This window comes from Duncaniella sp. B8, assembly GCF_005304985.1.
Taxonomy (GTDB): domain Bacteria; phylum Bacteroidota; class Bacteroidia; order Bacteroidales; family Muribaculaceae; genus Duncaniella; species Duncaniella muris.
In genome coordinates this window covers 2825577-2845629 of sequence record NZ_CP040121.1, presented here as the reverse complement: position 1 = coordinate 2845629, position 20053 = coordinate 2825577, and the positions used below count along the sequence as shown (strand labels likewise).

Annotated in this window: 21 protein-coding genes; 10 read left to right on the top strand and 11 right to left on the bottom strand. The window is 48.6% G+C overall.

The window, feature by feature from the left end:
- Positions 1-17: 17 nt before the first annotated feature.
- The 7 genes from FDZ78_RS12010 to FDZ78_RS11980 form a co-directional block, all read right to left on the bottom strand.
- Positions 18-305 carry a DUF3098 domain-containing protein gene (locus tag FDZ78_RS12010; protein WP_107032518.1) on the bottom strand — a complete coding sequence of 96 codons (288 nt, stop codon included), beginning with the start codon at positions 303-305 and terminating at the stop codon, positions 18-20.
- A gap of 17 nt (positions 306-322) precedes the next feature.
- Positions 323-1201: an ABC transporter permease gene (locus FDZ78_RS12005; RefSeq protein ID WP_123397989.1), complete on the bottom strand. Its 879-nt coding sequence runs from the start codon at positions 1199-1201 to the stop codon at positions 323-325.
- 106 nt (positions 1202-1307) lie between these two features.
- A complete protein-coding gene (locus FDZ78_RS12000) occupies positions 1308-2378 on the bottom strand; it encodes an RluA family pseudouridine synthase (RefSeq protein ID WP_107032516.1) in 1071 nt (356 codons plus the stop codon).
- A gap of 2 nt (positions 2379-2380) precedes the next feature.
- Entirely contained in the window at positions 2381-2971 is a 591-nt protein-coding gene (locus tag FDZ78_RS11995) for a PASTA domain-containing protein (protein ID WP_136408632.1), read from the bottom strand.
- 46 nt (positions 2972-3017) lie between these two features.
- Positions 3018-5405, bottom strand: coding sequence for an endopeptidase La (lon, locus tag FDZ78_RS11990; RefSeq protein ID WP_160630832.1), 2388 nt, complete (start codon positions 5403-5405; stop codon positions 3018-3020).
- A gap of 521 nt (positions 5406-5926) precedes the next feature.
- A complete protein-coding gene (gene cls / locus FDZ78_RS11985; RefSeq protein WP_240740275.1) occupies positions 5927-6979 on the bottom strand; it encodes a cardiolipin synthase in 1053 nt (350 codons plus the stop codon).
- Between the two features lie 35 nt (positions 6980-7014).
- Complete coding sequence (locus tag FDZ78_RS11980) at positions 7015-7380, bottom strand: PLDc N-terminal domain-containing protein (protein ID WP_136408629.1); 366 nt, start codon at positions 7378-7380, stop codon at positions 7015-7017.
- Positions 7381-7505: 125 nt separating this feature from the next.
- Here FDZ78_RS11980 and FDZ78_RS11975 point away from each other — a divergent pair, with 125 nt between their 5' ends.
- The 3 genes from FDZ78_RS11975 (at position 7506) to FDZ78_RS11965 (ending at position 11483) form a co-directional block, all read left to right on the top strand.
- Positions 7506-9461: an NAD(+) synthase gene (locus FDZ78_RS11975; RefSeq protein ID WP_124075803.1), complete on the top strand. Its 1956-nt coding sequence runs from the start codon at positions 7506-7508 to the stop codon at positions 9459-9461.
- Positions 9462-9508: 47 nt separating this feature from the next.
- Positions 9509-10672, top strand: a complete 1164-nt coding sequence (locus FDZ78_RS11970; RefSeq protein WP_136408628.1) for a dicarboxylate/amino acid:cation symporter — start codon at positions 9509-9511, stop codon at positions 10670-10672.
- Positions 10673-10757: 85 nt separating this feature from the next.
- Positions 10758-11483, top strand: a complete 726-nt coding sequence (locus FDZ78_RS11965) for a GIN domain-containing protein (protein ID WP_123397994.1) — start codon at positions 10758-10760, stop codon at positions 11481-11483.
- Positions 11484-11572: 89 nt separating this feature from the next.
- On the opposite strand, the gene FDZ78_RS11960 is transcribed toward FDZ78_RS11965, so the two are convergent.
- The 3 genes from FDZ78_RS11960 to FDZ78_RS11950 form a co-directional block, all read right to left on the bottom strand.
- Positions 11573-12268, bottom strand: a complete 696-nt coding sequence (locus FDZ78_RS11960) for a GIN domain-containing protein (protein ID WP_107032508.1) — start codon at positions 12266-12268, stop codon at positions 11573-11575.
- Entirely contained in the window at positions 12265-13269 is a 1005-nt protein-coding gene (gene dusB, locus FDZ78_RS11955) for a tRNA dihydrouridine synthase DusB (protein WP_123397995.1), read from the bottom strand. The genes FDZ78_RS11960 and dusB overlap by 4 nt, the downstream gene beginning before the upstream one ends.
- Positions 13270-13494: 225 nt before the next feature.
- Entirely contained in the window at positions 13495-13695 is a 201-nt protein-coding gene (locus tag FDZ78_RS11950) for a hypothetical protein (protein WP_107032506.1), read from the bottom strand.
- A 298-nt stretch (positions 13696-13993) separates the two neighbouring features.
- Here FDZ78_RS11950 and hisF point away from each other — a divergent pair, with 298 nt between their 5' ends.
- Positions 13994-14752 (top strand): imidazole glycerol phosphate synthase subunit HisF, encoded by a 759-nt coding sequence (gene hisF / locus FDZ78_RS11945; RefSeq protein ID WP_107033080.1) that lies wholly within the window; start codon positions 13994-13996, stop codon positions 14750-14752.
- Positions 14749-15348 carry a bifunctional phosphoribosyl-AMP cyclohydrolase/phosphoribosyl-ATP diphosphatase HisIE gene (hisIE, locus tag FDZ78_RS11940; RefSeq protein ID WP_123397996.1) on the top strand — a complete coding sequence of 200 codons (600 nt, stop codon included), beginning with the start codon at positions 14749-14751 and terminating at the stop codon, positions 15346-15348. Before hisF ends, hisIE begins: the two co-directional genes overlap by 4 nt.
- A gap of 76 nt (positions 15349-15424) precedes the next feature.
- On the opposite strand, the gene FDZ78_RS11935 is transcribed toward hisIE, so the two are convergent.
- Positions 15425-16036, bottom strand: coding sequence for a DUF4136 domain-containing protein (locus FDZ78_RS11935; protein ID WP_123397997.1), 612 nt, complete (start codon positions 16034-16036; stop codon positions 15425-15427).
- 270 nt (positions 16037-16306) lie between these two features.
- On the opposite strand from FDZ78_RS11935, the gene FDZ78_RS11930 reads away from it, so the two are divergent.
- The 5 genes from FDZ78_RS11930 (at position 16307) to FDZ78_RS11910 (ending at position 19977) form a co-directional block, all read left to right on the top strand.
- Positions 16307-16543: a hypothetical protein gene (locus FDZ78_RS11930; RefSeq protein ID WP_123397998.1), complete on the top strand. Its 237-nt coding sequence runs from the start codon at positions 16307-16309 to the stop codon at positions 16541-16543.
- Entirely contained in the window at positions 16527-17615 is a 1089-nt protein-coding gene (locus FDZ78_RS11925) for an agmatine deiminase family protein (protein ID WP_240740274.1), read from the top strand. The genes FDZ78_RS11930 and FDZ78_RS11925 overlap by 17 nt, the downstream gene beginning before the upstream one ends.
- A gap of 71 nt (positions 17616-17686) precedes the next feature.
- Positions 17687-18568, top strand: coding sequence for a carbon-nitrogen hydrolase (locus tag FDZ78_RS11920; protein ID WP_123398000.1), 882 nt, complete (start codon positions 17687-17689; stop codon positions 18566-18568).
- A 34-nt stretch (positions 18569-18602) separates the two neighbouring features.
- Positions 18603-19160, top strand: a complete 558-nt coding sequence (locus tag FDZ78_RS11915) for a hypothetical protein (RefSeq protein ID WP_137426208.1) — start codon at positions 18603-18605, stop codon at positions 19158-19160.
- Between the two features lie 58 nt (positions 19161-19218).
- A complete protein-coding gene (locus FDZ78_RS11910; protein WP_123398002.1) occupies positions 19219-19977 on the top strand; it encodes a shikimate dehydrogenase in 759 nt (252 codons plus the stop codon).
- The last annotated feature ends 76 nt before the right edge of the window (positions 19978-20053 follow it).

The window sequence follows — 20053 nt, the reverse complement described above, 5'->3', positions numbered from 1 at the left end:
TTAGTTGATTTTCTTATTCACACTTTCCGTTTAGGGCTATACATTATAGCAAATCCCATAAAGATAAAACCGAGAAATGCTATAGTCGGGCCTACAACCACGCGGCGGACTGAAAAAATATCAGCATTAAAGGCATCCCAATCGGTAGCCCCACCAGCCATGAGGCAGAAACCAAGCACGATCATAACTCCGGCAATAGCCATGAGTATGAAATTCATTTTCAAAAAAGGAAGCTGACTGCGGCTCTCAGGATCGAGCTGAGAACCTTGGGGAGCAGATGGCTTTGTTGTCTGTTTGTATGCCATTATATTAATATATGTAGTTATTTAAACATTTCATCATATGACAGGCGCAAGTATATATTGGTCGCAAACAATGCCGCAATCAGGCAGATCAACACTCCGGTCACAAGCAAAGCGCCCACAACCGGGAGCACCGTCCGGAGAGTGAACATCTCCGCTACCGGAAGGTCAAGCGAACGGCAGTAAAGCACAACCAGAGCCAAGGCAATGGAAGCTATAAGTCCCGCCACAAGTCCATTGACAATATTATCGACAAGGAACGGACGGCGTATAAAACAGCCTGTCGCACCGACAAGTTTCATTGTATAGATTGTAAAACGCCGTGCATAGACCGAAAGTCTGACAGTGTTGAAAATCAGCACGAATGACACGATCAAAAGGGCTACGGCAACAATAAGAAGCCCCAGCCCGACGCTGCGAAGGGTGGCGTTCACCTTATCCACAAGTTCTGTATGGACTTTGACTTCGCTGACTTGCGGCATGAGCATCATAGGAGCGATCATCCGGTCAAGACTGTCAGACGATGCGTATTCCGAAGTAACATGCACTTCAAGTTCGCCTACAAAAGGATTTATCCCTGAAAGCTTTACAATATCCTCGTCCTCTCCGACCATCGACTGCCAGCGTTCAAGAACAACATCCGGAGAAGAATAAACCGTAGATGACACCCCCGATGCCTTATCAAACATTTTTTTGACAGCATCTATATCAGAAGCTGTCACATCTTCGTTGAACAAAACAACAAACCCCATATTCTCACGTATATTGTCGGTGACAACACGTGTGGCAATCCCGATCAGGGCTGCCATTCCAAGGATGAAAAGAACCAAAGCAACCGAGACTGTCGCCGTGGCACGGGTAGTAAACAAGGGTATTATGTGATGACGCCTTCTTGCCATAATAGATAATAGAACACAAAAATACAATCTTATTAAGCCCTTGTCAAGTAATTTAACCTAATTTTAACACATCAGATCAATATCGGGCTTCATTCAATGCCACTCTCTATCGCTGTGAGGCGTAAGAGCGCCATTTCTCAATCAGAGCCTGCATGTCAGCCGGAATCGGAGCGCTGAAAAACATTTCTTCTCCGGTCACCGGATGGACAAAGCCCAAAGTCCTGGCATGGAGTGCCTGACGAGGGCACAATTCAAAGCAGTTGGCTACAAATTTCTGATATGATCCGCTTCGTTCGCCACGCAGCACCACATCGCCGCCATAGCGGGCATCAGAAAACAGCGGATGGCCGATATGGCGCATATGGACTCTGATCTGATGGGTGCGTCCGGTTTCAAGCACACATTTCACCAACGCCACATGTCCGAAATCTTCAAGCACCTCATAGTGAGTGACAGCATGCTTTCCTGTCGGATCGTCGGGCGGAAGCACTGTCATCTGCAGGCGATCTTTCGGATTCCGGCCTATATTGCCTTCGATGCGCCCGCTTAACGGCGATGGAACTCCCCACACCAAGGCATTGTATTCACGTTTTGTGGTCTTATTAAAGAATTGACGGCCAAGATGGGTTTTGGCATCAGGCGTCTTGGCTACGACAAGAAGGCCGGAGGTATCTTTGTCAATTCTATGTACAAGCCCAAGCCGCGGATCACTCACATCGTAATCCGGATTGTCCCTGAAATGCCATGCCAGAGCGTTGACCAAAGTCCCGGAATAGTTTCCGTGACCGGGATGCACCACAAGTCCGGCAGGCTTATTGACCACAAGGAGCTGATCGTCCTCATAAACGATCTCAAGCGGAATATCCTCTGCAATAATCTCAAGTTCATATCGCGGACGGTCCATCACAATCTGGATGACATCCAGCGGTTTGACCCGGTAGTTTGACTTGACAGCCTTGCCGTTGACCAGAATGCAACCTGCGTCAGCAGCCTGCTGGATACGGTTGCGCGATGACTTTTCAAGCTTTGTGACAAGATATTTGTCCACACGCAGCAGTTGCTGCCCCTTGTCGACAATGAAACGGAAATGCTCATAGAGCTCGCCTTCGCCACCCGAAGCAGAAATCTCGCAGTCAAGAGCTCCGCCAAGTTCTTCATCAAAATCTTCGACTGTCATGATCAGAACAGATTCAGTTGTTCGCCGGCCGATTCGACCGAATCTTCGCCGACCGTATCAATGAGTTCCTCGGCTTTGCCCTCGCCAACTTCAAGTTCGATTGTAGCATTGACCGGAACACGTGCACCGGGTGAAAGCCGTGTGCCTTTATAACGGACAGTCAACACAAGATCTTTAAAGTCGCTCGGAACCCGTTTTTCAACCACCTTCTTTATCTCCAGACCTTCAAGAATTGATTTGGCCTGGCGCAAGGATATGTCGGTAAGAGTAGGCAACGAAACCATTTTTGGGGAAAATGCGTTGATTGTCAAATATATTTCTCGTCCTTCCTTAACGATGGTTCCAACCTTGGGATTCTGATCAATCACTGTGCCCGGACGAGTAGACTTGTCATAGACGGAGTCGCTCAACACGGCGACCAATCCATGCTGATCAAGCCTGGCGGCAGCTTCGCCATAAGAAAGAGTCTTGACCGGAGGCACTGTTATTGTATCGTCATGGCGTGTCCAGACGTCGAGCCAAAGCATGGCCAGCCATCCGATAGCCACAGCCACTATTATCATGATCCCGATATGGAGAAAAACTTTCTTCATGTCTTTTAAAATGTATAGTTGAGTGATCGAGAGGATTCTTTACGACTCAGTCGCCAAACGCCACCGCAAATACTTCGTCAATTGTCCTGACATAATGAAATGTCAGTCCTGCGATATAGATAGGCTTGATGTCTTCGATATTTTTCCGGTTATCGGCACAGAGTATTATGTCAGTGATTCCAGCCCGCTTCGCCGCAAGCATCTTTTCTTTGATTCCGCCGACCGGCAACACTTTGCCACGCAGGGTGATCTCGCCGGTCATTGCAAGACGTGGTTTCACAGGGCGCCCGGTCAAAGCAGAAAGGATAGACACACACATGGTGATACCGGCCGAAGGGCCGTCCTTCGGGATGGCTCCTTCAGGCACATGAATGTGCAGCTGGCGGTTCTCGAAACTGTCAGGATCAATGCCATTTGCCGCAGATCGCGCCTTTACCACCTGAGTGGCTATGACTGCCGACTCTTTCATCACATCGCCGAGATTTCCGGTGATGGTCAGCTTCTCACCTTTCCCTTGGGTGACAGATGTCTCAATAAAAAGAATCTCACCTCCTACCGCAGTCCATGCCAGTCCGGTGGCAACACCTGGGGTATCCGACACTTCATAACGTTCAGGCGTGTAAGCCTCTACTCCGAGGTAGTCTACCAGATCACCGGCTTCAACGGTGAGTTTATAGTCCTTACCGCGCATTTTGTTAAGCACGATCTTTCTGATCACTTTGGCAAGTTCCTTTTCAAGCATGCGCACACCGCTTTCTCCGGTGTAGCTTTCTATAATTTTCGAAAGAGCATCGGTTGTAAACGCGATTTCGTCTTTCCCGAATCCATTTTCTTCGGAAATACGCGGAATCAGATGCTTGCGCGCGATTTCTATCTTTTCTTCAGGAAGATAACCTGAGATATCGATAACCTCCATTCGGTCGAGCAATGGGCGGGGAATAGTAGAAAGAGTATTGGCTGTGGCGATAAAGAGCACATGTGACAAATCATAGTCCACATCAACATAGTTGTCATGGAAATGACTGTTCTGTTCAGGGTCAAGCACTTCAAGCAGAGCCGATGACGGATCGCCCTTGAAGTCACTGCCGGTTTTGTCTATTTCATCAAGGAGAAGCACCGGATTTGACGAACCGGCTCTCTTGACAGCATCAATTATACGGCCTGGCATCGCTCCGATATATGTGCGACGGTGTCCGCGGATCTCCGCTTCGTCATGCAGGCCGCCGAGTGAAACTCGCTGATAGTTACGTCCAAGCGCTTTGGCTATAGACTGTCCCAAAGAGGTCTTTCCGACTCCAGGCGCACCGACAAGACAAATGATTGGCGAACGGCCTTCAGGAGTGTTCATCATCACCGCAAGCTGTTCAAGGATTCTCTCCTTGACTTTTTCCAGACCGTAATGGTCTTCATCAAGAACTCTTTCGGCAGAAGCAAAATCAGCGTTCAGAGGGGTCGATTTTCCCCAAGGAAGATCTGTCAGCAATTGCAGATAGGAATACTGCACACTATAATCGGGGCTCTGGGGGTTCAGACGTCTGAGCTTTTCGAGTTCTTTTGCGAATGTGCGGCGCACGGGCTGGGGAAAGTCGATATCCTTGGCCTTCGCTTCAAGTGTGGCACAGTCATCATCATCGCCATACAGCTCCTCGCGCAAAACCTCAAACTGATGCTGGAGGAATGCGTTGCGCTGCTGCTCGTCAATGTTACGCCGAGCTTTGCGGTGGACTTCCGCTCGGATCTCGGCCATCTCCTCGCTATGAGCAAGATGGCTGAGAAGAAGCTGTCCGCGATCTTTCAGACGGTTCTTTTTCAGCAATTCGATCTTGACCTCCGGAGTAAAAGGCGAGTGGGTACAGATCATATTGATCAGCAACTGGGGACCTGGGATATTTTCTATATTGAAGGCCAGATCGCTCATCTTTTCATTTCCGCTCTGGAGTATATTGAGAGTGGTCTGCCGGATGTCATCGACGATAGCCACAAACTCTTTGTCGGATGACCGCGACACACTGTCATGAACTGGTTTGACCTGGGCAGACAGAACACCGGGGATATGGCTTCCGGCAGAAAGACCTTCTATCTTGATTTTTTCGCGGGCTGCTATTATGGCCGTATGTGTGCCGTCAGGCAAATCAAATGTTTTCAGGACGTCGGCCACTACGCCATATTCATACAGATCATCAAGTACAGGAGTTTCAACTGATGCTACTTTCTGACAGAATATTCCAACCGGAATGCTGTGTTCAGCAGCAGCCGATGCTGTCCGGACAGAGGCTTCACGCCCCAATGTAATCGGGAAAGTAACACCCGGGAACAGAACGAGGTCCCGCATGGCTATGATCGGGAGATCTGAGAAATCTGGCTTAGGCCGCTCGGAGGGGACTCCTATATCTATCTGTCCTACTGAAACTATCTTTGTTGTATCTTCTTTCATACTCTTATCCATGATTAGCCGGTTTTGCAACGTCAGTAAGCACAATGCAAAACAAGGCCTCAAAGTTACAAAAAAATCCACAATTACCTCCTATATATTGTGCAGTATTTCCAAAATTACACTTTAACACATTTTAACCGAATTACATTTTATTACTTTCTCCCCGCTCCCAAAAACAGATTTCAGACATCTGCAAGCACTCCTTTTATAAATTCAAACTTTGAAGCACGATTCCGGATAATTCCGCACCTCGGCGCCACGCAATAGCGCAAATTAATATTAGGAATTAACAAAATAATACTATAACTTTGCAACAACATCACGGGAGCAATGCTCAAAAACATTCTTAAAACAATTTTGAATCCGTGGCGTTACCCCAAAAACTCTACTTCTTATAATAGAGACATTTGCATTATTAGACATTTATAAATCCACTGACGTTAAGTACTATGTGTAAGCAGCGAAGGATGACCGTGAGGCCAGCCTTCGTTTTTTTATATATACCCCGATCCGGAATTCAATCAAAGTATCGGACTAAGCAATCTGCAGAGCGATTCAAGCGCACGAGTGGCACGACTGCGACGATTCCAGTCAGCAAGTTTAAGACGCTTGCATTCAGAAGCGTCCGCTTCAAATCCGCGAGTCAACGCTTCATTTGCCTCAGCAGAATAAAGAAGCACGTTTTCTTCAAAATTATGCTCCATGCTTCTGAAATCAAAATTAGTAGAGCCTAATGTGGAGAAATCGTCATCCACAATCATAACTTTCGAATGAAGCATACCAGCCTCATAGAGATATATTTTCACTCCTGCAAGCAAGCATTCTTCTATATAGCTGTGAGACGCGTATGTCAGAATTTTCGAGTCAGCTGACATCGGCATCATCACCCTCACATCCACTCCGGCCAAAGACACCGACTCCAGGGCCTTCAGAAGCCCGTCGCTCGGCAGGAAATACGGTGTTTGAAGCCATATTCTGCGCCGGGCAGTGGATATGGCCTTATAGAACAGCAACGTCATATTGCCCCAACGATCATTCGGACCGGAAGCAAGCATCTGCAACGTGACTCCCCGCATGCAGTCTTTGACTCCGTCAGGTATTCCCGACACCGGATCACACAGCAATGGCTGGCCCATAAACTTCCAATCGACAGCAAAATTATACTGCAAAGCCGCCACACCCGGCCCAGATATCCTTGCCGCAGTATCACGCCATTTTCCCCGGCCGGTCCCTCTGACATAACGGTCAGCCACATTCATGCCCCCGATATAACCGACATTACCGTCAATCACAACAACCTTACGGTGATTGCGCCAGTTCACTCTGTTGACATGACTCGGAAACGACAGGCGAAAAAACGAATGAACCTCCACCCCGTTCTCCTTCATGCGACGGAAGAAATCCAGTCGCCTCGCATCAAAAGAACCGATGTAGTCATAGATGACACGGACCTTGACTCCGGCCTGAGCCCGTTCGACAAGAATGTCGCGCAACCGACGGCCGAGCGAATCGTTAGCTATGATATAAAACTGAAGATTTATATAAGACCTTGCATGACGGAGGTCATCAAACAATTCTTCAAAATGACGTTCTCCGTTATTGAAAATTTTTATCTGATTTCCAGTGTAAAGGTTAGCCCCCCTATATTATATGCCAGACGTATACGCTGGCGGTTTTCCGCTGAAAGCCCCTTGTCAAGCTTCGGCAGCGGCAATGTATTTTCCAGTTTGAGCAAACGCCTGCGGTTACGCCGCGAGATCATACGCACATTACGTATGCTGCGTCCGAATATGAAATACAGAATAATCCCTCCTACCGGAAACAGCAGCAACGCCATGATCCACCCCAATGCCTTGAGCGGATTACGGTTCTCGCTTATGACAATCCCGATAACACACAGGATCAACACCCCGTAGGCCATCATCAGGCTCCACCGGATGCTCTCCCAGTCTAAAGTGATATAGTCAAACTGCATAATATACCAATGTCAGCAAGCACAAAGTTAAACCTATTTTTAAAATTTATCAACTTATACTATAAAAATAGCGGATTTATTTCTAATTTCGTGCTCCAAATCACGTATTTTACATATATCATCCCATGCACAACGGTTTTATTCGCATAGCAGCCGCAGCCCCGACCGTAAAGGTGGCCGATGTAGGGTTCAATCTCGACGGCATAAAGTCAAAACTGATGGAACTTGAATCAAGTCGGGTCGAACTGGCCGTATTCCCGGAAATGAGCCTTACGGCTTACACCTGCGGGGATCTCTTCCACAATGCCACACTTCTTGATGCGGCCGCAAAGGCCCTTATCGACCTTCGAGACTATTCAAAGAACCTTAACGTGCATTTTGCAGTCGGATTGCCGGTGCGTCATGCCGGCGCGCTCTACAACTGCGCAGCCTTTATACGCAACGGCAAAGTTGACCTTGTCTCAAAATCCTACATTCCGAATTACAACGAGTTTTACGAACGGCGCTGGTGGCGCCCGCTGCCACCCGGCTCATGCGAGACTGTGGAAATCTGCGGCGAAACTTTCGAAATGTCCTCAGGCCGCATCTTCCGCTCCCACGGAACTTTGGTCGGAATAGAAATTTGCGAAGATCTCTGGGTGCCGATTCCACCTTCATGCCGACTCGCAATGGCCGGTGCACAGATCATTCTGAATCTGTCTGCATCCGACGACCTTATCGGCAAATATAAATATCTCACATCCCTGCTACAACAGCAGTCTGCCCGCTGCCTCTGCGCCTATGCATACGCCGGAGCCGGATGGGGAGAATCATCCACCGACCTTACTTTTGACGGAAAAGCTATTATCTGCGAAAACGGCGCAACACTCCAAGCTAACCGACGCTGGGATCCGTCAGACAACACATCGATTGCCGACATCGATATTCAGGCGCTTGAACGAGACCGCATACACATGACCACATTTGCGGATTGCGCCTCAACTGAGTGCAAGGGAATTACAATCGAAAACTCAAGCTCTGATTCAAGTATCTGCATCACTTGCCAAAACTCCGGATCGGACACCCTGGCTCAGACATTACTCCGCAACATAGATCCTCACCCCTTTGTCCCCGCAGGCTCTGAAGCGATCCACGAACGCTGCGAAGAAATCATAAACATCCAGGTTGCCGCTCTGGCCAAAAGGCTTGACGCAATCTGTTGCCACACTCTGACCGTAGGCATCTCCGGCGGTCTCGATTCCACGCTCGCACTCCTGATCGCCGTCAGAACATTTGACCGCCTGGGCCTTGACCGCAAAGGAATAATCGGCGTCACGATGCCCGGCTTTGGGACAACAGACAGAACTCATTCAAACGCAGTAGAACTGATGAGCCATCTGGGCGTGACATCACGAGAAATAAGCATCGGCGCCGCAGTAAAGCAACACTTTAAAGACATTGGGCACAACCCGGAAAATCACGATGTTACATATGAGAATTCACAGGCTCGCCAACGCACAATGCTTCTGATGGACATTGCCAATCAGACCGGAGGCATAGTGCTTGGCACAGGCGACCTTTCGGAACTTGCCTTGGGCTGGGCAACCTACAACGGAGACCACATGTCTATGTACGGAGTAAACGCAGGAGTCCCCAAAACTCTGGTCAAATACCTTGTCAACTATTTTGCATCTGAAGCCCCGGAAAAATCCGAAGTCCGCAGATGCCTGCTCGACATCATAGACACACCCATCAGCCCCGAACTTATTCCAGCCGACAGCGACGGCAACATCCGACAGAAGACAGAAGACCTCGTAGGCCCCTATGAACTTCACGACTTCTTCCTTTACTATATGTTGCGCTACGGCTTTACCACTGAAAGAATCTACCTCCTTGCCCGCAACGCCTTTACAGCAGACGAATACTCCGACGAAACCATAACTCACTGGCTTTCGGTGTTTATGCGCAGATTCTTCAACCAGCAATTCAAGCGCTCATGCCTACCCGACGGGCCTAAAGTCGGCTCTGTCTGCCTGTCGCCACGCGGAGACTGGCGCATGCCATCCGATGCGTCATCCACACTTTGGCGCCAGAACCGCTGATACAATGCCGATCATTCATCACAACAACCTCTTAAATCTGCAATTTCATGAAATTAAGCCTCCTTCCACGCATCCTCATTGCCATTGTGATCGGCACACTGCTTGGTCTGATAGCTCCTGCATGGTGCGGCAGAATCATGGCTACTTTCAATGCCATTTTCTCCCAGTTCCTCGGCTTCATGATTCCGATGATCATAGTCGGTTTTGTAGCGCCGGCCATAGCCGATATCGGAGGCCGCGCCGGCAAACTGCTTGTTGTAACCGCAGCCATCGCATACATAGCCACCTTCATGGCCGGAATCCTCTCCTACTTCACCGGCACATTGACCTTCCCGTCTCTGATTGGAGGCGAAGAGAGTATCGCTATAAGCGAAAACGCCTCGCAGCTGCTGCCGTATTTCACAATTGAAATGCCCCCTCTTATGACAGTAATGACCGCTCTTGTCCTTGCATTCATGCTCGGCCTCGGCATGGCGTTTCTCAACGGGAAGTCCCTTAAAAATGGTTTTTCAGAATTCCGCGACATTGTTTCCAAGACCATCGACGCAGCCATTCTGCCGCTTCTGCCCATCTACATCTTCGGCATTTTCCTCAACATGACCATTGAAGGACAGGTCGGAATGATCCTCAAATGCTTCATGAAGATCATAGTCATAATATTCATTCTCCATGTCTTCATTCTGGTTCTCCAGTATTGCATAGCCGCCCCGTTTGCCCGCAAAAACCCGTTACGGATGCTGCGAACCATGCTCCCTGCCTATTTTACAGCCCTCGGCACACAATCTTCAGCCGCCACAATACCTGTGACGCTCCGCCAGGCAATAAAAATGGGCGTCCGCGAGGACATCGCAGGCTTTGTCATCCCACTATGCGCCACAATCCACATGAGTGGCAGCACCCTGAAAATTGTAGCCTGCGCCTTGGCTTTGATGATCATGCACAATCAGCCACATGACCTTGGCCTGTTCTGCCACTTCATCGGCATGCTCGGCATCACAATCATAGCAGCTCCGGGAATTCCAGGCGGCGCCATAATGGCATCCATTGGGCTGCTGCAGTCGATACTCGGCTTCGACGAACAGATGGTAGCCCTCATGATAGCCCTTTACATAGCAATGGACAGCTTCGGCACAGCCTGCAACGTAACCGGCGACGGCGCGATAGCAGCCATCATCAACCGCATCTTTCCTCCGGAGACGAGCAAACAATAACAGAAATTTGTAAAAGGCTGAATGTAACTTTTCCGAATTTCTCGCGTCATATTATAAAAAAACTGTTTCAACAATCATTATTATTATGACACTGAAAAAATCCATTCTGAGCACTTTGTGCCTAACCGTCAGCCTGATCGCCTTTGCCGAATCAAAAGTTCTGAAAATCACCAAACAAATCGAGGCCATAGAAGCAAGCGCCGGAGTCAACGTGATCTACAAACCCACAACCGGGGAAAACACCAACGTAACTATATCCGGCGATGCAAAACGGATTGAATTTATTGATGTAAAAGTCAGCGGCAAAACACTTGAAATCCAGCCAAAGCACAATTGGAAAAGCTCCAATAAGAAAATCAACGGCGTCACCGTCACAGTGTCAACTCCGATTGTCTGCTCTGTAGAAGCATCTTCAGGAGCTACCGTAAAGTGCACAAATCCGATTTCATCATCCAAAAAGAAAATCAGCCTCGAAGCCTCTTCTGCCGGCAGAATCGTCTTCGCATCACTGACTGCCGCCAAACTTGACATTGAAGCATCCTCCGGAGCCTCTGTCATAACCGGGAATCTCAATGCTTCACACATAGAACTCGAAGCATCATCCGGAGCAAGCGTAAAAACAGCAGCCATAAAAGCGGAGCGTATCAGTTGCGAGGCATCATCCGCAGGCTCGATTTCCATTACTTCCGGACAGGCAGACAGAGGCGATTTCGAAGCATCCAGCGCAGGTTCGATAAAAGCCCCCGCCCTCAAAGTCAACCGCTCGACAGTCGAAAAATCATCAGCCGGATCAATCAAAGTCGCAAACTGATCCTACAAGTCTGACAATACAGACAGAAAAAAATCCCGCGGCTCCGGCATATCGGAACGCGGGATTTCTATATCTCCATAAACAACCTCTTACTGCTGCATCGGAAGGGTCTTGACTCCGACAGTGCGGTTCTTGATTTCGGGATTGCCTTTATAGTAGACCTTAGTGCTGCCCACGCCGGAAACTGCAAGAGACTCCTGAGGCCATACTCCTATCGACCCGGTACCTCCAGCCTTGACTTTGACATCAACAGCCTTCAGCTCATCAGCCTGAATAACGCCGGTTCCCATGAATTTGACATTAGCCCGCTGACATTCACCACCGACAACCAAAGTCCCATTACCGGTCTGAATAGCGGCATTGACCTCAGTCGCCTTCACGTAAGGAACTGAAAGACGGCCATTACCGATCAGAGTCGCAGTGAATTTCGGACATTCTGTAATCCTCACAGCCTTAACAAGGGAATCTCCCGAATTTTCAATCTTGTTAAGATAAGAAGAATAGACATAAACAACAGGCAGATCTTTAGATCCTACACTTTCAGTAGAAATCTGCATGGAAAGCTTTCCGCCTTTATTATTGAAAATCAGAGCTGAAGCTTGTTCAGAAGGACACGTAAAAACAGCCATGCCGGCCGAATCCGTACTGCTTGAATAGACAACTCTAATTGCATCAACCACTTTCAGCTCATGAAATTCGTTGACTTTCAATTCATATTTCACAAGCCCGGAGGCCGATGCTCCAAGGAAGCAAAGCGACATAAGTAAGGTGGTCAGTGTTTTCATATCTCGTTTTCTTTTGATTGGTTTTCTTTTACAATTTCTTCTACTCGGTCAAGGACACCGAACAGATCATCGACAGTCGATGCTCTAAGCATTTCAATGCGAGTATCGCGGAAATGCGATATCCCCTTGAAAAGAGGCGAAGCCGCAAGATGGCGACGTATATGCAAAATGCCTCTGTATTCATCTATCCGACTGACACTCTCTCTAATCTGACGGCGTATCAGGGCGAATTTTTCCCCCACACTCAAAGGCTCAGCCCCACTTCCGTCAATCAGGCTTCTGATTTCATGAAAAATCCAGGGAGCACCGATTGAAGCGCGCCCTACCATCACCCCGTCAACACCGTAACGATCAAAAGCATCACGGGCCTGTTCCGGAGTAGTGATATCGCCATTGCCAATCAGCGGAATGGTCAGACGCGGGTTTTCTTTGACTTTAGCTATCATTTCCCAGTCAGCCGATCCGGTGTACATCTGAGAGCGTGTACGGCCATGCACAGTCAAAGCCTTTATACCGCAGTCCTGAAGTTGCTCAGCCAGCTCGACTATTATCTTGGAATTATGATCCCAGCCCAAACGGGTCTTTACCGTGACAGGTAGTTTGACAGCATCAACCACAGCACGTGTGATCGAGAGCATTTTCGGAATATCGCGCAACATTCCTGCCCCCGCACCCTTGCCGGCCACCTTTTTAACTGGGCACCCGAAATTTATGTCTATGATGTCAGGGCCGGCTGCTTCGACTATTTTTGCAGCCTCTACCATAGGCTCGATTTCACGACCATATATCTGGATTGCGGTAGGACGTTCGGCCGGATCTATAGCAAGTTTGCGGGTAGTAGCCGGAATGTCACGTATGAGCGCATCCGCACTGACAAACTCAGTATAGACCATCGAGGCTCCTTGCTCCTTGCACATCAGGCGGAAAGAGCGGTCTGTCACGTCTTCCATCGGGGCAAGCATCACCGGACGCTCGCCCAAATCTATGTTACATATCTGCATAAGTGCTAATTCTAAAACAAAATTAGCAATTTTTCTCTCAATTATAAAATATAAGCGTCCAAAAGCATAAGATATTCTTCTTATCCACCAATCCCAAGGACAATCTGACGCAGCCCCACGTTCCGGCTATTGACACAAATATATAAAAAAAGAAGCTGGTCGCTCTTGGAGCAATCAGCTTGATTTCTTTCGTGTGAAAGTTGCGTCTGTGTCTGTTTGCCTGAATTATTCAGCAACAACAGCAGCAGAATCAACAACAGCAGCAGCGCTGTCAGCAGGAGCTACAGAATCAGCTACAACAACTTCTTCTACAGCAACTTCTTCTACAACTGCAGAGTCAGCAGCTTCAGCCTTCTTGTCAGAAGAACCGCAAGAGAAAAGAGATGCGCTGAAAACTACAGCGAGTAATAAAACTAACTTTTTCATTTTCTTTTTGATTAAATTATAAAACAATTTTAAGCTTCAAAAACACCGCAAAGGTAAGACATTTTATTTACATACCAAACTTTTTTTATTATTTTTTTGTTGGGAATGAACCCACAAGTAAAAAAACGCTAAATTTTGTCATTGGCATCCGCATATTTTAACATTTTGCAGCAAAATCGGGCCTTCTTATTTCCCGCCGGCACCTATTTTACAAATACGATTTTTTTGCTTAATTTTGCCAAAGATTAACATGCACACATTTATTATATATAATGTGTTTAACTTTTAACAGCTACTTATGCTCGCAAAACGCATTATCCCATGTCTTGACGTCAAAAACGGACGCACCGTAAAGGGCGTGAACTTCACCGGCCTGACAGACGTAGGTGACCCAGTGGAACTCGGCGCCCGTTATGCAGCCGAAGGTGCTGACGAACTTGTCTATCTTGACATCAGCGCCACCCTCGAAGAACGAAACACTTTTGCCCGACTCGTTGAGCGCATTTCCGACCGCCTGAACATACCCTTCACTGTTGGCGGAGGTATAGCCTCACTTGATGACGCATCGCGTCTTCTTGATGCCGGCGCCGACAAAATCACAGTCAACTCAGCCGCCGTCCGCCGTCCTGAGCTCATCAGCGAGATAGCTGCCCGCTATGGCAGCCAGTTTATAGTCGTAGCCATTGATGCCAGAATGACTGATGACCGCATTTGGCACGTAACCACCCACGGAGGAACACGCCTTTCTGATCGAGAACTTTTCACTTGGGCTGCAGAAGCCGAAAAACGCGGAGCCGGAGAGATCATGTTCACATCCATGAACCACGACGGCACTCGCAGGGGCTACCCCTGCGACACTTTCAGCCAGCTCGCCGCCACCCTCAGCATACCGATTATAGCCTCAGGAGGTGCGGGCAGTGTCAGCGACATTGCCGACGTGCTCACTCTCGGCAAAGCCGATGCCGCTCTTGCCGCTTCAATATTCCACTACGGTGAAATCTCCGTTGAAGACCTCAAACGAGAACTCGCCACACGCAACATTCCAGTCAGATTATGAATTTCAACGATTTCAATCTCGAAAAATGCGCCGACGGCCTTCTCCCTGTCATAATTCAGGATGCCGTCACGCTCCGCGTACTCATGCTTGGCTATATGAACCGCGAAGCCTTTGACCTAACATGCTCAAGCGGACATGTGACATTTTACAGCCGCACCCGTTCCTGCCTGTGGACCAAAGGAGAGACAAGCGGTCACTTCCTTGAAGTAGTTGACATGTACAGCGACTGCGACAATGACACCTTATTAATAAAGGCAAATCCAATCGGCCCTACATGCCATCGCGGAACCACATCATGCTTTGACACTCCTGACGAGGAAGGTTTCATCCGCTCACTCGCTGCGCTCATCAGCCGACGCCACGCGGAAATGCCAGAAGACAGCTACACCACACGACTATTCATAAAAGGAGTCAAGAAAATCGCCCAGAAAGTAGGCGAAGAAGCTGTAGAATCAACCATTGAAGCTGTCGAGGGAAACCGCGACCGGTTTTCATACGAAGCCTGCGATCTGATCTACCATCTTCTCGTACTTATCGAACAGATGGGGCTCTCGCTTCCTGACATGGAGCGCGAACTGCTGCGCCGCCACAGTTAGAGAAAGTATTGAACACAAGTCAGACATAATTTCAGAGCCGGGACAACAATCTAAAGTTATCTCGGCTCTGAAATTATTATCGATACTGTGGCAGGAGTGGCACAGGGAATTTTGAAAACAAAGTCTGTACAGCCTCTGCTATGCCTTGCAGGTTACGGAACTGAGTGTCACCATTGTCAAGAATTGTACCCACTGAGGCCGAGAACAAAGGAACCTTCTGAGCGATATTGACTATATCCATAGTGAGCACCCCCTCGCGATACACACCTGTTATAACTTGAGCATTGGCATAATAGCCCGGCCAATAATAGCCTCTCGGATACATAAACCACGGAGCATAACCGTGATACGGTCCCCAATAATACGGATAGACTCCCGGAGGAATAGCCGGTTCAGTAGCGATCTGCTGCTTGATGGTAAGACCTATATTGATCAGCAATGGAGAAGCCGGATCCTCTCTGAAACCACGGTCGACCATCTGCTCCCTGATAGCAGCCGCTATATTATAATATGTAACCATTGCCATTCCAGGAGGAAGTTTACCCTCGTCGGGGGTGACGATGCGGAAAGTCGAGTAATTGCTCAGATCCGCGTCATTATACGTGGTACTCGTCACCAGATTATACGGGCTACACGAACTCAGTATCACCATCACGGCAAGCACCATGAAACCAAACCATTTTTTCATATCATATACATTTTGATAACCTATCTTTTATAAAACCGACAAGCGACTCTGAAAATTCATTATCACTTATATAATAAGAAACGCGGATAATGCTTTTTAGTTCTCTGAGCAAAAGACGTTTTCTTTTTAAGCTTTTTATAATTTAAAATTTGCTAATGTCACAACTAAGCGCTAATTTTGAACATTATTGACTCCGTAGCGTTAAATTGTTTATACAAGTAATAACAAACGTCAAGCGATCTTTTTTCTTACCCTAAACCTAATAATACAATGGACGATATTACTGGCATCTTCGATGACATGCTCAAACACTACGGGAGCACTGATATCGCTGACGCCGAATTAAAAAAAATGATCCACGAAGATCCGGAACTTCGAGCAAGTTACCGCCAGTGGTGTGACGAAGTAGGTAGCTCCGAAAAGAGAGGCTTCCTTGACTATTGCGAGGAGTATTTCGAATCTCTGGATTCTATTTGGGATAACCTCAAAGATGAATATGACGAATAATCCATCCGTGGCTACGACCACGGCCTCACGCCGACTCCCGGCGGAATGGGAGAACCAGGACTGCGTAATCTTAGCGTGGCCTCATGAAAATACCGACTGGGCATATATTCTGCCCGAAGCCCGCAGATGCATTGCGGAGATAGTGCGCGCAATCGCTGATGCCGGCGAGTGTGTGGCACTTGTCGGTCCGGCGGAATTCTGTCTCGACTCCATCCGCGAACAGAATTTCGACTCTTCACGTGTCAGATTTTTTGACCTACCGACAAATGACACCTGGGCTCGCGACTTCGGCCCGATCACAGTCGAATCTGACGGATCAAAGCTACTGCTTGATTTCAAATTCAATGGCTGGGGGCTGAAATTTGCCGCTGACAAAGACAACCTGATCACCTCCAGGCTAAACGCACTCGGTCTGTTTGCCCATAGGGTCGAAAACCGGCTGAATTTCGTGCTTGAAGGCGGTTCGATCGAATCTGACGGCAAAGACACGCTGCTGACCACCGCAGAATGTCTGCTGTCACCTAACCGCAACGGCCAGTGTAATCGTGAAGAGATATCCGAATACCTCCGCAAAGCATTCGGACTAAACCACATTCTCTATCTCAATCACGGAGCCCTAATCGGAGATGACACTGACAGCCACATCGACACCCTCGCACGACTTGCTCCAAATGACACCATAATCTACTGCGGCCCCGGCGATGCCGACAATCCGAACCATCAGGAACTGGCAAAAATGAAAGAGGAACTTTCAACTCTGCGCACCCCGTCAGGCCAGCCATACAACCTGATAGAGCTACCGCTGCCCGATGTCATAGAAATTGACGGCGAGATTCTTCCGGCGACCTATGCGAACTTCCTCATAACACCGACGCGGATACTGATGCCGACCTACGGACAGGCACAAAAAGATATGCTCGCCGCACAGGTGCTAAAAATAGCATTCCCTGAGCATGACATCTGCGGAATCGACTGCATTCCTCTGATCCGTCAGCACGGCTCGCTCCACTGCGTGACCATGCAGATACCCGCCGGAACAGTCAATGGCATCAGCGACAACCGCTGGATCTGACACACACTCTCTCTTTTTAACTGAGACCCGAATCCAATAATCATCAATCCCAATAAGATATACACAGCATTATGCTCGTAGGCCTTATACAACAGCACAACACCCCCGACATCGATTCCAACCGCCTGCGCCTTGCAGAAAAGGTCAGACAGCTTGCCTCTCAGGGAGCACAGCTTGTGGTCCTTCAGGAACTCCATGACTCTCTCTACTTCTGTCAGGTAGAGACTGTCGACAATTTTGATCTCGCGGTCAGCATTGATCTTGAATCACCGGTAGCCAGTTTCTATTCCTCAGTAGCTCGTGAAGCCGGAGTGGTACTTGTCACCTCTCTGTTCGAACGCCGTGCCGCCGGGCTCTATCACAACACCTCTCTTGTGTTTGACAGCGACGGATCTCTTGCCGGCAAATACCGCAAAATGCACATCCCCGATGATCCCGCATATTATGAGAAGTTCTATTTTACTCCCGGCGACATAGGTTTCAAACCGATCACAACCTCAGTGGGTCGTCTTGGAGTTCTTGTCTGCTGGGACCAATGGTATCCTGAAGCCGCACGCCTGATGGCCATGAACGGAGCCGAAATGCTGATCTACCCAACTGCGATAGGATGGGAAAGCAGCGACACGCCTGACGAAAAAAAACGCCAGCGAGATGCCTGGATGACAGTGCAGCGCGGCCATGCGGTGGCCAATGGACTGCCGGTTGTAACAGTCAATCGTGTGGGCCACGAGCCTGATCCGTCAGGAGCCACAAACGGAATATCTTTCTGGGGTTCAAGTTTTGTGGCCGGTCCTCAGGGCGAACTTCTCTATCTCGCACCTGACAATGCTGAGGCTGAGACCGTGGTAGAAATTGACATGAAACGTTCGGAGCAGGTGCGCCGCTGGTGGCCATTCCTACGCGACCGCAGAATTGAAGCCTACGGAGATCTCACAAAACGTTTCATTGACTGACGGTGCTACGCGGTCAGAACTCAACATCTGGAAAGTGACCACAACACAACCATTCACAACCTCGTCCGGTGACTACCTGTCGGTATTGCTCAGCCTGTGGATTCCTCGTTACGGCTGGACAATCATACTTCCCATAGCCATCTGTGCCGCAGTAGGCTTTGTCTACGACCCGCGCTTCCTGCTCATAGCCCTGATGTTGCTTTTCATTGTGGTGCCGATGCTCATGTCATTTCTCTATACCTACTACATGCTCACACCTGAAGCACGACGGGCTGTCATCAGAAAGCAGGTAGAGATTGACGAAAACAATTTCATCCGCCTCATCTATCTGTCGGATGAAAAAAAAGAAAATGCAGAATCCGGGAAATCAGTCGCTCAACGCACCCTCCTGCCCATAGCATCTGAAGAAGAACGTGCACCTCTTCCGCCTCTGCCCGTTCCGGATCCGGAAACAATCCAGTGGTCTGAGATACTGTCTGTCAGATCCACATCCAGGTTCAGAGTCTACATACTGAAAGGGAGCAGACTCACATTCCTTCTCATCCCTTGGGATGCGTTACGGCCTGCGAGCGCCACTTCATGTTCCGACTGACATCCAGCAGAAAAAATAAATCCATTTGATATATCCACCCGCATAATACCATAATAATATGTCACTGCCACGCCACAGAGTCTATGGCCTTATAGGCTTTCCCCTCACCCACTCCTTCTCAATGAACTATTTCAACAACATGTTCGAGTCAGAAAATATCGACGCCGAATATGTCAATTTTGAAATACCGGAAATTGGCGATCTCATGGAGGTAATTTCTGAAAATCCGAATCTTTCAGGCCTCAACGTGACCATCCCTTACAAAGAGCAGGTCATCCCCTATATGAGCGAGATGGACTCGGAAGCCGCTCAGATCGGGGCTGTGAATGTCATAAAGATCATACGCGACAAAAACGGAGACATCCGGCTCAAAGGCTATAACAGCGATGCCATGGGATTCCAGAATTCTATCGCACCTCTTATCAACCCCAAACGTAACCGGGCTTTGATACTTGGCACTGGGGGCGCATCAAAGGCTATCAACCGCGCCCTGATAAATCTCGGTGTCGAACCTGTCTTCGTGTCACGTACACCTGCAGAGGGTCAGCTTTCTTATGCTCAACTCACACCGGAAGTAATGGAAAGCCACAGGATCATAGTAAACTGCACCCCGCTGGGGATGTATCCAAATGTTGACCGCTGCCCAGACATTCCTTATGATCTACTGACACCGGACCATCTTTGTTACGATCTGATCTATAACCCTGATGTCACTACATTCATGAAAAAATCGCGCGCCTACGGAGCCGAAGTCAAAAACGGCCTTGAGATGCTCCTTCTCCAGGCATTCGAGTCATGGAACATCTGGAACATGTAAATAGTACACCTTCTCACTCTCCACGGTTTTGCCTCTCCCGCTCATTCCACTTCTGCCATTTACCGTTGCGTTTATA

Excerpts from the sequence above, each read along its gene's own strand:
- FDZ78_RS12010 (WP_107032518.1), bottom strand. The coding sequence starts at position 305 with ATGGCATACAAACAGACAACAAAGCCATCTGCTCCCCAAGGTTCTCAG.
- FDZ78_RS12005 (WP_123397989.1), bottom strand. The coding sequence starts at position 1,201 with ATGGCAAGAAGGCGTCATCACATAATACCCTTGTTTACTACCCGTGCC.
- FDZ78_RS12000 (WP_107032516.1), bottom strand. The coding sequence starts at position 2,378 with ATGACAGTCGAAGATTTTGATGAAGAACTTGGCGGAGCTCTTGACTGC.
- FDZ78_RS11995 (WP_136408632.1), bottom strand. The coding sequence starts at position 2,971 with ATGAAGAAAGTTTTTCTCCATATCGGGATCATGATAATAGTGGCTGTG.
- lon (WP_160630832.1), bottom strand. The coding sequence starts at position 5,405 with ATGAAAGAAGATACAACAAAGATAGTTTCAGTAGGACAGATAGATATA.
- FDZ78_RS11980 (WP_136408629.1), bottom strand. The coding sequence starts at position 7,380 with ATGCAGTTTGACTATATCACTTTAGACTGGGAGAGCATCCGGTGGAGC.
- FDZ78_RS11975 (WP_124075803.1), top strand. The coding sequence starts at position 7,506 with ATGCACAACGGTTTTATTCGCATAGCAGCCGCAGCCCCGACCGTAAAG.
- FDZ78_RS11970 (WP_136408628.1), top strand. The coding sequence starts at position 9,509 with ATGAAATTAAGCCTCCTTCCACGCATCCTCATTGCCATTGTGATCGGC.
- FDZ78_RS11965 (WP_123397994.1), top strand. The coding sequence starts at position 10,758 with ATGACACTGAAAAAATCCATTCTGAGCACTTTGTGCCTAACCGTCAGC.
- FDZ78_RS11960 (WP_107032508.1), bottom strand. The coding sequence starts at position 12,268 with ATGAAAACACTGACCACCTTACTTATGTCGCTTTGCTTCCTTGGAGCA.
- dusB (WP_123397995.1), bottom strand. The coding sequence starts at position 13,269 with ATGCAGATATGTAACATAGATTTGGGCGAGCGTCCGGTGATGCTTGCC.
- FDZ78_RS11950 (WP_107032506.1), bottom strand. The coding sequence starts at position 13,695 with ATGAAAAAGTTAGTTTTATTACTCGCTGTAGTTTTCAGCGCATCTCTT.
- hisF (WP_107033080.1), top strand. The coding sequence starts at position 13,994 with ATGCTCGCAAAACGCATTATCCCATGTCTTGACGTCAAAAACGGACGC.
- hisIE (WP_123397996.1), top strand. The coding sequence starts at position 14,749 with ATGAATTTCAACGATTTCAATCTCGAAAAATGCGCCGACGGCCTTCTC.
- FDZ78_RS11935 (WP_123397997.1), bottom strand. The coding sequence starts at position 16,036 with ATGAAAAAATGGTTTGGTTTCATGGTGCTTGCCGTGATGGTGATACTG.
- FDZ78_RS11930 (WP_123397998.1), top strand. The coding sequence starts at position 16,307 with ATGGACGATATTACTGGCATCTTCGATGACATGCTCAAACACTACGGG.
- FDZ78_RS11925 (WP_240740274.1), top strand. The coding sequence starts at position 16,527 with ATGAATATGACGAATAATCCATCCGTGGCTACGACCACGGCCTCACGC.
- FDZ78_RS11920 (WP_123398000.1), top strand. The coding sequence starts at position 17,687 with ATGCTCGTAGGCCTTATACAACAGCACAACACCCCCGACATCGATTCC.
- FDZ78_RS11910 (WP_123398002.1), top strand. The coding sequence starts at position 19,219 with ATGTCACTGCCACGCCACAGAGTCTATGGCCTTATAGGCTTTCCCCTC.